This is a genomic window from Pantoea sp. CFCC18177 (assembly GCF_059412425.1).
Map to the genome: position 1 here is coordinate 86297 of NZ_JBNBPL010000011.1, position 9515 is coordinate 95811.

A 9515-nucleotide genomic window follows, 5' to 3' on the forward strand; every position below is an offset into this window, starting at 1 on the left:
TTAGATCGACAGAATCACTTTCGCACCCACCGCCAGCTGGTAGAGGATGGTGGAAATACCGCGCGTCACTTCAATGTTCTTTGATTCGTACTTCGGCAGTACCATTAGCTCATCGCCTGGATTGAGGGTATCGACATCCTCACCGTTCTCGGCAGCACCGTTCTGACGAATCACGACAATTTTCGAGTTACCCGATTTCTGCGTCAGACCGCCGCACTTCTCGATGTAATCTTTCGGGCTCATGCCTTTTTCCCAGCTGACCGCATTCGGGAACAGTACTTCGCCATGCACCATAACCAGCGAGGTTTTCTGCGGGATATTAATCACATCGCCATCTTCTAGCAGGATCGAATCGAGGTTTTGCTCGTTGAGGATCACTTCACCCTTCGGCACCACGGTACGTGCCTTCGCCACAAAGCGGCTGATCAGCTGCGCTTCCTGCATACGCAGGCTGGCTTCTTCTTTGGTAGAAGACTGAGCAGAGAGCGAGGCTTCTTCCAGTTTCTGCAGTGACAGATCCAGCATCTCTTTCTGACGCTGTGCCACTGAAGGGCGGTAAAGTTGGATCGCACTCATTTCCGACATGCTGTTGGTGCGAATCTTCGCCAGCACTGCACGCATGTTTGAGCCGTAAGGCAGTACCATCGCGTGTTCGCCGGAGTGTGCCCCTTCAACGCGAACCTGGATGGTGCCCGCATAGCGATCGGTGCTGACAATCAGCGTATCGCCATCCTGCAACATACGGCCCGGGGCAGAGCTGATCGGGTAATACTCGCTGCGCTTCTGCAAGCCTTGCTGACGAATAATGGTGATGTTGGTGGCACCTGGTTTGGCACGTGCCCAACTCAAGGCTTCAGTCACCGGAATGCTGCTGTCACGGAACTCGAAGTCATAACTGTTGAACACGTCACCCTGTACGCTAAAGGTGTGCTGGCGCGGCCCGACGACGATGGTGTCGCCATCAGCAAACTGCGAAAGCCCCAGCTTGCCGTTGAGCAAGAAGTCATACAGGTTGATGCTGGAGCGGACGCGGTTGCCACGCTTCACCACGATATCCACGTAGCTGCCGCGATCCGGATCGACACCGCCCGCTTTGATCAGGTAGTTGAGCAGAGAGTCCGAGGTCACACCGCCATATAAGCCAGGGCTGCGCACAAAGCCTGTCACGTAGACCTTCACCGGCTGAGCTTGCAGCAGTGAGGCATACACACTGACGTTAGCCTGATACACCTGTTTAACTTTGCTGGTAATCAGCGCATTTAGCTGACTATTGCTGACGCCTGCCACCTGCACCGGGCCAACATTGGGCAGGAAGATATTGCCTTTCGGATCAACCTGTAACGCGCCATCGAAAGTGAAAGCACCCCACAAACGCACCTGAATGCTGTCACCAGGATTAAGCACGTAGCCAGGGTTGAAGCCAACGGTTGCGCCACTGTCGGCGCTGGTGCCATTAAATAACTGGGCACCAAACATGCGACTCATTGTGAGAGGCGCAGCAGTACGAGGCGTGTTATCAAAACCATCGCTGCTTTGCACTTGGTTTTGTTGGCCAGTCAGGAACGAAGGCAACGGAGCCGCCCCCGTCAGATTGGGATCGGCATTAATATCCACTGCCGCGGTAGCTTGTGCAGCCTGCCAGGCTGCAATCAGTAATAAAGACTTCAATAATTTCATGACGAACTCAATTAATCCCGGTGATCTTCAATAACAGCCAGCAGCAGTTTCAGGGTGCCGAATAATAAGCAGCAAACCAGCAACCAACAGGCGATCAAATAAGGTGTATTTGGGAAAGTGGATTCCTGCGGCTGTTGCGGTGAACTGATCACAGACAACACTTTTAATTTGCGCGCCGCTTCCACGCGGGTTTTCTCAATAGAAGTCAGCGTCAGCTTATAAAGTTCAGTATCAAACGCTACTTTCGATTTAATCTCTTCAAAGTCCACTGCCATGCGGTTCAGTTTATGACCCTGAGGTGCAGTGATTTTGCCTTTTTCATCTTCGATCTGTGCTTGCAGCGACTTGATGGCGTTTTGCGCGCTCACCACTTGCGGAGCATCATCACGCAGATAGGTCAGCAAGTTTCGCAAATCTGCTTCCATCTGGATTTTCTGGCCCATCAGTGTGTTAACCAGAGTGCTAGCAGCCAAAGCTTGTGCTTCTGGATCCAGCACGTTGTTACTATTCTGATAAGACAGTAATTCGCCTTTGCTCGCATCCAGACGTATGCGCGCTTTTTCCATTTCAGCTTCAGCAAAAGAGAGTTGATCGCGAGCAATACGGTGCGACAGTTCGTTGATAAAGCGCTCGGACTCTTTCAATACCGCCTGGTTAAACTTCAGCGCAAATTCAGGGCTGAAGCCTTGAGTCTGGATATCCAGCAGGCCGGTTTTGTCGTCGTACGCGATGCTGATGCGGTCGCGGTAATACTGCAGGAAGCGCTCAGCCGTCTCTTCTTTCGCCAGATGATTGAGAAAATCCAGCCCGCTGTGGCTGAAGGCTTCATGGAAATCGAGTTGCTTATCCAGCACCCGCAGCATGTCCGGTGAGTTGATGTACTCTTTCAAATAGAGTGCATCTTCAGCCGAACTGGGATTGGACGCGCCTAACAGCAAGCCAAAGTTCAGGCTGCTGCTGGTGAGATCGTCCGAGCGTTTGATCGCCACTTTAGATTCGCTCATATAGCGCGGCTGGCTGAAGATCACGAGGTAGATCAGCAACAGCGCCATCGGCAGCAAAATGATAATTTTCGCCAGGTGTTTCTGGATTTCCGCCAGCGAAACAGCAGAAAAACGCGTACGCATCGTAGATGCGGCGGACTTCACTTTCATCAACATGGAACTATCATCAAATTTTTTATTTGGGTGCTCAGGCACATATTGAGGTACGACTTGCGGCTCACCGCGCGACACACCCAGTGATATTCGGTTAGTCGAAAATTCGCACTAGCCCGGTAATTTTATTTGTTTTATCAGTCACTAAAAGCGAAGAAACACGATGCTTTTGCATCTTTTCTTCGGCTTCAAAAATCATGGTCTCTTCCGGCAAAGTCAGAGGTTCGCGCGTCATCATTTGTTCGGCAGTGGCTGCGCCCAACGCATCCTCTTTCTCCATAAAACGGCGTAAATCGCCATCCGTGATGATGCCTGCCAGATTTCCTGTCGCATCTTCGACCACCACCATGCCCTGGCAGCCACTGGTGATGCGCTGAATGACAATTTTGAATGGCGCATCCGTTTTCACTGTTGGTACATCGCGTTGCATCACATCCACTACGCGCGTCAAAAGACGGCGTCCCAGCGAACCGCCGGGGTGATAGCGAGCGAAGTCATCAGGCATGAATTTACGTTGGTGAATCATGGCAATCGCCAGCGCGTCACCAATCGCCATCGTTAAGGTCGTGGATGTGGTAGGTGCAAGATTGTTCGGGCAGCTTTCACTCGTCATGTTGAGTTCCAGCACCGCATCCGCATTTTTAGCCAGCGTGGAGTCACCTTTATTAGTAATCGCCACAATGCGGTTGCCAAAATTCTTAAGCGAGGGCACTAACTTGAGGATTTCGTCGGTTTCGCCACTGGCAGAGATCAGGATGAGCAGGTCATAAGGGGTGATCATGCCGAGGTCGCCGTGGAAGGCTTCAGCAGGATGAATAAAGAAGCTGGGTGTGCCCGTTGAAGCCAGGGTGGCAGACATTTTGCGTCCAACATGGCCCGATTTGCCCATTCCAGATAGGATCACGTGACCTTTGCAGTTCATGATCAGGCGCAGAGCATTCTGGTATTGCTGGCTATCCAGTTGCTGCGCAAGGTTTTGCAGCGCGACTCCTTGTTCCGCTAACGTTTGACGCACGGATTCAATTAACTCGGGCTCAATAACGCCGCGTTGCTGCTCCTGAATTACCACCTGGGTCATGTCAGTTCCTTTGCATGGGTGTTGTAGCAAATGCTATCGCCACGCTTTCAAATCACTAAAAGCATCACGACGGGTTGTATTAACGTTTCTTTTCTATCGCAATCAGTAACCAGATGGTTTTATCACGCTGCGTGACAAGTCAAAGCGTGAGTAAAAGCGTCCGCTAAAGGGGTAGTGAAGTCTGCTCTTTTTATTATTTGGCACTACGGCGCTCACGGAAAAATCTGGAGTGAGCAAGGGATAGAAATTCGACACTCTATGTAACACACAGCAATAACCGGCACAAGAATTTTAAGCATATTCCTATAGAAACCTTAGCACTCAACCGATTAATTTTTAACCGTCGCACAGGTAAAGATCACGTTAACCCATAATTTTAATGAACAAAAAACCACTATTAAGCTAAACCTTCAGCACTTACCTCTCAAACGCGCCAAAATTTTCAAAACATTTCAAAAAGCTTCCAATAAATGAATCCCACTCTGCTCTATTCAAAAAAACCAAAAAAATGCGATGAGAATTTGCCTGGAAATCGCTAAGAAAATCTTCGAGCTTTAAATGAAAACAATGACAGCAGGGGGACGAAAAATTGCGCTCGGGCTACCTTTCAGTATCATTTTCATTACTGTTTAAAACATAAAATCCACTTACGCCTCACGCCCTCAACGCATAAAAAAAACCGCTGTTTGCATCACAAACAGCGGCTCAATGACGGTTAACGAACAGCGATTACCGCTCGCGCATCGCCTCTTTGGCTTTGTTAAACGGTTTGATCAGGTAATCCATAATGGTCTTCTCACCGGTTTTGATATCCACCGTAGAAACCATCCCCGGACTGATCGCGAAGCGTTTACCGGCTTTGTTCTGCACGTAGTCGTTATCAGTGCGGATATATACACGGTAGTAGTAGATTTCCGGTTTCACTTCATCCTGAATGGTATCCGGTGAAATGCTCTCCACCACGCCATTCAAACCGCCGTAAATGGCATAGTCATACGCCGAGATCTTCACCACCGCACGCTGGCCAGGATGGATAAAGGCGATATCACGCGGTGACAGACGCGCTTCGATTAGCAGGCGGTCATTCAACGGCACGATATTCATCAACTCACCGTTTGGCGGGATCACCCCACCCACGGTGGAGACTTTGATGTTTTTCACGATACCGTCCATCGGCGAACGGATAGTCGAGCGAGTTACCGTGTCCTCACGCCCTCTGATGGTCTGCGCCAGGCTGTCCGCTTCGGCACTGGCTTTCGCCAACTCCTCACGCGCCTGCACATAGTACTGCGAGCGCATATCGGTCAGCTTCAGCTCCAGATCCGACTTATCACGTTGCAAGCGCAGCACCTCGACGCTACTGGCTGCACCGGTTTTCGCCAGTCGCTGGGTGATGGCCAGTTCTTTATTGGCCAAGGCCAGCGACTGATTAAACTGCGCCGTGGCATCGGTGAGCTGGGCGCGGCGGGTTTTATACAAGCGGGTCTCTGAGGCGATCAGATCCGGGAACTTATTCAGCTCTGCGGGGAAGACGAGTTTCTGATCGTTAACTTCGGCATTCAGGCGCGCAGCGGCAGCCAGAGCAGCACGATAGCGCGCAGCACTTTCACCCACGTTGGATTCAGAACGCGTGGCATCAAGCCGGGCCACCACCTGCCCTGCTTTCACCTTATCGCCCTCATGCACATACAGTTCGGTAAGGATGCCGCCTTCCAACGATTGCAGCACCTGGTCACGCGAGCTGGGGATCACTTTGCCGGTGCCGGTTGAGACTTCATCCAGCACGCCAAACCACGCCCACACCAGTGACACCAGAATCAAGGCCGCGCTAATTGTGATCAGTCGCACCGCGCCGGTATAGTGAGTTTCTGATTTCAGTTCTCCCAACAGATCGTCAGAAGAGTCGACTTCCGCCGCCGTCACCAGCCGCAGTTTACCGGGAAGTTGCTTCATCATGGGCGCACCTCCGGTGGATTACCGCCCGCACGCGGTGGCGGCAGCGCGTTCTCTTTCGGGCTGTCCATCACCAGTTGTCCGTCTTTCAGTACCAGTACACGATCCACCAGCGCAAGGATGGCCGCTCGATGGGTTGCCACGATCAGGGTGCGACCATTCAGCCACGCGCCGAGCCGTTCAATAAACTCTTTCTCGGTATGATCGTCCAGCGCTGCAGTGGGTTCATCCAACAGGATGATATTGGGGTCGCGCAGCAGCATGCGCGCCAGCAGCAGCGACTGACGCTGACCGCCTGATAATCCCACGCCACCTTCCATCACCGGATGGTCCAGCCCCAGCGGCAGACGGCGGATAAAATCAGCCCCGCCGCTCACCGTCAGTGCACCGAAAATGGCATCGTCGGTAGCGTGAGCCGCGCCCATGGTGAGGTTTTCACGCAGCGTGCCGTGGAACAGACGTGCGTTTTGCGTCATCAGACCCACGTTACGCCGCACATCCGCCACATCAATATGCGGCAGGCTCAGGTTATCCAGGCGCAGTTCGCCCGCCACTAAATCCATACCGCCAATCATGGCTTGCAGCAGCGTCGATTTACCGGAACCGTTGCGCCCCAATACCGCAATGCGTTCACCTGGTTTTATCGTCAGGCTTTTGATACGCAGCGCTACCGTGAGGGAATCGGTGTAGTAACGGAACATCGCATCGTTGAACTGGTAATGACCAAACAGCACCGGGCAGTGAATGCGCGTTTCATCTTTGCTGTTTTCCACCGGCAAGTTCATCAGCGCATCCAGGCTGCCTTTGGCGGCTTTCACCTGCTGCCAACGTGCCAGCACGCCGCACAGCGTGGCCATCGGCGCGATCATACGAGAAGAGAGTAAGGAAGCCGCAACGATGGCACCGGTGGTAATATCCCCGTTAATCACCATCGGCGCGCCGACAACGATGACGCTGGCGTACACCAGCCCCTGCACCGTGACACCCCAGCTGATCAGAGAGTGCATCACTTTGCGCATCTCAACGCCGGACTGCGCGGTAATGCGTATGTAGCTGTTCCACTGTTGCAGGAAACGGTCTTCAGCCTGCATCAGCTTGATATCCTCCAGCCCCTGCACGCTCTCCACCAGCACCGCATTACGCAGCGTCGATTCTTTGAGGTTTTGCTGTGCCAGCTTCGCCAGTTTCTTCTGGCTGAAAATGCCGGGCAGTATCATCAAAATCACCGATATGGGTGCAATCCATGCCAGCTGCGGCGCGATAATCGCCATCACCAACATAAACAGCAGGAAGAACGGCATATCGACAATCGCGGAAACGGTAGTGGAGGTCACCATCTCACGGATTGATTCCAGCTCGCGCAACTGCGAGATGAACGTCCCAGTGGAGCGAGGTACCGCACTGTTACGCAAGCGCAACGCATGGCCAAACACGCGGTCAGAGACGCGCATATCGGCACGTTTACCCAGCAGGTCGGTAACGTGATCGCGCCCGACGCGCAGCACATAGGTAAACACCACCGAGATAATTACGCCGATATAGAGCACATACAGCGTGGGGTAAGATTGCGCGGGAATAACACGGTCATACACCTGCATCGAGAAAATAATGCCGACCAGCGCCATCAGGTTAATCAAAAACGAGCCGAGCATGACGTGCGCATAAGGGCGCATGTCGTGCAGCACCAAACGCCGTAGCCAGTCAGGTTTTACCGTGGCTAAGTAGCGATCGACGCGGCTGTCTTTTGCTGCGGTGACCGGACGCAGCGCCGCCGCAAAGCGGATCTCCGGTAACAGCGTCTCCAGCGCCACCGGAGCCGGTTGTTCGTCACCCGCGAAATGGACACGCACTTCGTCTTCACCATCAAAACTGGTGATGACTCCAACCTGACCATCAGTCAGCTCTATCGCCAGCGGCAAACGCCAACTGGTGATCTCCCATTTGTTCTCTTCATAGAGTTGCAACGATAAGCCCGCCTGACGCGCCAGATGCCGCAACGCTTTGTCACGCGTCTGTTTACCCTGCCACTCAGCCGCGGCCATGATCATGCCCGGTGAACAAGGCAAGCGGTAATGGGTGGCAATCAGGATGATCGCCGTTGCCCATCCATTTAACGGTACGTCCCCTCCGGTTGCATTACTGCTGTCACCGTTGGGTGCGTCGGGAATTTGTAGCTGTGTCATGGCTGGATCTCCACATTCTGGATCCGCTGATTATTCAACGCGAAGGCCGAGCGGATATGCCCGGTGCTGTATAAGCAGTCGAGTTGCAACGATCGTAACTGGCTGATGGTTTGCTGCAGGGTGAAGCGCGTCTGAAACACTTCCTGCTCGGCGTTGAGCACGTCCAGCAGCGGACGCGTGCCGAGTTGCAGATACTGGTCCTGATACAGTTGCTGAGTTTTCTCACCCAACGTCTGTTGCCGCCCCATGATTGCAAGGCTCTGCGACAGACTCAGCGCGGCACTTTGTGATTCACTCAGCTGCTGGCGCGCTTTTAAGCGGGCCGAGTTAACGGCTGCATTTGCCGCCTGTAAAGCGTTGGCAGCGGCGTCACGCGCAGCGGTGATCCCCCCGCCCTGATAAATCGGCATTTCCACTTTCACGAACGCCTGATACTGGGTGCGATCCAGGGTTTCACTGCCGGAATAGTGGTCATTAAGATAGTGCGTGACCTGCGGTTCCAGTGAGATGGTGGGCAAGTTTTGCGCGTTGGCGTTATCCAGCTTGGCTTGCGCCTGGTTGGCCTGCGCCCACGCGGACAACACGGTAGGGTTAAGTTTGTCATCGGATTTGCCCACCGCGCAGGCGCGCGTCAGGTTGACCGGGAAATCATCATTCACTTTTTTGACCAGCGGCCAGCCGAGATAGGTCGCCAGCGTGGCACGCCAGCGATCAAGGTTGGCTTGATACTGGATCAGCGTGGTGCGGGCCCCTTCGATACGCGCATCGGTTTGCGTGGCATCAGAGAGTGAGGCAGCGCCTTCATCGTTACGCTGACGCGCCAGATCGCCAATCTTAGTTAGCGCATCCAATTGCTGTTGAGCAATCTTGACCAACTGCTGATACCCCTGCACTTCCACCAGCGCAGAGGCAGTGTCATGCGCCACCGTATCAATACTCACCAGCACGTTGGCTTGTTCCATCGCGACACCCGCTTCAGCGGAACGCACCGAACTGCTGACTTTGCCGAAGTCGTACAGCATCTGCGACACCGACAAAACAAATGATGGGCTGAAGCCCTTTTCGGTATAGGCGTTGGTGTAGCCGTTGTTCATCCCCCCGCTTATCTGCGGATAGTATTTGGCTTTGGCCACATCGACCTGATTTGCCTGTTCCAGCATTTTGCCGACCGCTTCTGCGATATCGGGGTGCCATTGAATGGCACGCTGAACGGCCTGGTTAATGGTGAGGGAGTCCGGGACGTGAGCCAACGCGGGTTCAGCCACTTCACCGGTTAAAGAGGGCAAGTCCTGCTGCTGTTGCGCCAGGCCTGCTGAAGTTATTGTGCCTGCCGAAGTGAGCGCATCACTGGCAGCCATAAGTTGAGAACAATGAAATAAAGCGATGCCAGCACAGAAGACGCTGAGCTTAGAATAACGGCGCGTGGTAGTGCCTGATTGCATCAAATCCATCGATAATCCACCAGTC

Annotated in this window: 6 protein-coding genes; all 6 read right to left on the bottom strand. The window is 53.4% G+C overall.

Features of this window, described 5'->3' with window-relative positions; all coding sequences use genetic code 11:
* The 6 genes from ACPUC8_RS13450 to ACPUC8_RS13475 all read right to left on the bottom strand — a co-directional run bounded on the left by ACPUC8_RS13450 (position 1) and on the right by ACPUC8_RS13475 (position 9499).
* A complete protein-coding gene (locus tag ACPUC8_RS13450) occupies positions 1–1677 on the bottom strand; it encodes a polysaccharide biosynthesis/export family protein (protein ID WP_494926497.1) in 1677 nt (558 codons plus the stop codon).
* Positions 1678–1688: 11 nt separating this feature from the next.
* On the bottom strand, positions 1689–2837 hold the full coding sequence (locus ACPUC8_RS13455; protein ID WP_494926498.1) for a capsule biosynthesis protein: 1149 nt from the start codon (positions 2835–2837) through the stop codon (positions 1689–1691).
* A 91-nt stretch (positions 2838–2928) separates the two neighbouring features.
* The gene (locus tag ACPUC8_RS13460) at positions 2929–3912 is read right to left on the bottom strand and encodes a KpsF/GutQ family sugar-phosphate isomerase (RefSeq protein WP_494926499.1); all 984 of its coding nucleotides are present in this window, start codon (positions 3910–3912) and stop codon (positions 2929–2931) included.
* Between the two features lie 729 nt (positions 3913–4641).
* Positions 4642–5865, bottom strand: coding sequence for an HlyD family type I secretion periplasmic adaptor subunit (locus ACPUC8_RS13465; RefSeq protein ID WP_494926531.1), 1224 nt, complete (start codon positions 5863–5865; stop codon positions 4642–4644).
* Positions 5865–8048 (bottom strand): type I secretion system permease/ATPase, encoded by a 2184-nt coding sequence (locus tag ACPUC8_RS13470; RefSeq protein WP_494926500.1) that lies wholly within the window; start codon positions 8046–8048, stop codon positions 5865–5867. Before ACPUC8_RS13470 ends, ACPUC8_RS13465 begins: the two co-directional genes overlap by 1 nt.
* Complete coding sequence (locus ACPUC8_RS13475; protein WP_494926501.1) at positions 8045–9499, bottom strand: TolC family outer membrane protein; 1455 nt, start codon at positions 9497–9499, stop codon at positions 8045–8047. The genes ACPUC8_RS13470 and ACPUC8_RS13475 overlap by 4 nt, the downstream gene beginning before the upstream one ends.
* Between the last annotated feature and the right edge of the window lie 16 nt (positions 9500–9515).

What these genes read in the sequence shown, in the direction of transcription:
- ACPUC8_RS13450 (WP_494926497.1), bottom strand. Translation starts at nt 1,677, where the DNA reads ATGAAATTATTGAAGTCTTTATTACTGATTGCAGCCTGGCAGGCTGCA.
- ACPUC8_RS13455 (WP_494926498.1), bottom strand. Translation starts at nt 2,837, where the DNA reads ATGTTGATGAAAGTGAAGTCCGCCGCATCTACGATGCGTACGCGTTTT.
- ACPUC8_RS13460 (WP_494926499.1), bottom strand. Translation starts at nt 3,912, where the DNA reads ATGACCCAGGTGGTAATTCAGGAGCAGCAACGCGGCGTTATTGAGCCC.
- ACPUC8_RS13465 (WP_494926531.1), bottom strand. Translation starts at nt 5,865, where the DNA reads ATGAAGCAACTTCCCGGTAAACTGCGGCTGGTGACGGCGGCGGAAGTC.
- ACPUC8_RS13470 (WP_494926500.1), bottom strand. Translation starts at nt 8,048, where the DNA reads ATGACACAGCTACAAATTCCCGACGCACCCAACGGTGACAGCAGTAAT.
- ACPUC8_RS13475 (WP_494926501.1), bottom strand. Translation starts at nt 9,499, where the DNA reads ATGGATTTGATGCAATCAGGCACTACCACGCGCCGTTATTCTAAGCTC.